Source organism: Agromyces albus, from assembly GCF_004134825.1.
GTDB lineage: Bacteria > Actinomycetota > Actinomycetes > Actinomycetales > Microbacteriaceae > Agromyces > Agromyces albus.
Map to the genome: position 1 here is coordinate 1 of NZ_SDPN01000104.1, position 951 is coordinate 951.

At 75.6% G+C, this 951-nt stretch carries 1 protein-coding gene; it reads left to right on the forward strand.

The annotated features are described in order from the left end of the window. Positions 1-940 (forward strand): energy-coupling factor ABC transporter ATP-binding protein (locus ESP51_RS20410; RefSeq protein ID WP_164990629.1); only part of this gene is annotated, 940 nt, incomplete at its 5' end. Between the last annotated feature and the right edge of the window lie 11 nt (positions 941-951).

Here is a 951-nt window from a genome sequence, read left to right on the forward strand (position 1 = left end):
GCCGCTGCCGCTCACGCCGGCCGAGCTCGCCGTGGCACTCGACGCGAACGACGTGCTGCCGCCGCCCCTCGACGACGGGCGCGACGAGCGCGGCGGGCCCGACGCCTCGACCGGAGCCGGCACCGCCGTGTCGGTGCGACACCTCACGGTGCGCCGCGGCGGCCGTCGCGGACCCGAGGTCGTGCACGACGTGCACCTCGACGTCGCCAGGGGCGACTTCCTCGCGATCGTCGGCGCGAACGGCGCCGGCAAGACGACTCTGCTGCAGGCGATCGCGGGCGTCATCCCGCCCCCGCGGAGCACCGTCGACCTCGGCGGCGTCGACCCCGCGCGGGCCGACGCGCGCACCCTCGCCCGGTCGATCGGATTCGTGTTCCAGAATCCCGAGCACCAGTTCATCACGCACTCCGTCGCGGAGGAGCTCGAGCACGGGCTGCGCCTGCAGGGCGCCGGCGACGCCGAGCGGGCGGCGCGCGTGACCGAGCTGCTCGAGCGATTCGGGCTCGAGGAGCTGCGGGAGCAGCATCCGTTCCTGCTCTCGGGCGGGCAGAAGCGCCGGCTCTCGGTGGGCACCGCCCTCGTCGCCGGCGCACCGGTGCTGGCCCTCGACGAGCCGACCTTCGGGCAGGACCGCGGGCGGGCCGCCGAGCTCATCGACATGCTCGCGGAGCTGAACCGCGAGGGCACGACGGTCATCATCGTCACGCACGACCTGCAGCTCGTCGCCGACTCGGCGAGCCACGTCGCCGTCATGCGCGACGGCCGGGTGATCGGAACGGGCCGCACCGCCGACGTGCTCGCCGGTCCGCTGCTCGCCGAGGCCGGCCTCACCCCGCCGCCGCTCGCGCGGGCGACGCGGTTGCTCGAACGGCATCCCGAGTGGCACGGCGTCGCGCGACTCGACCAGCTGCCGGGATCGCCGGTGCGGGTGCGCGCATGACGGCGGGATCC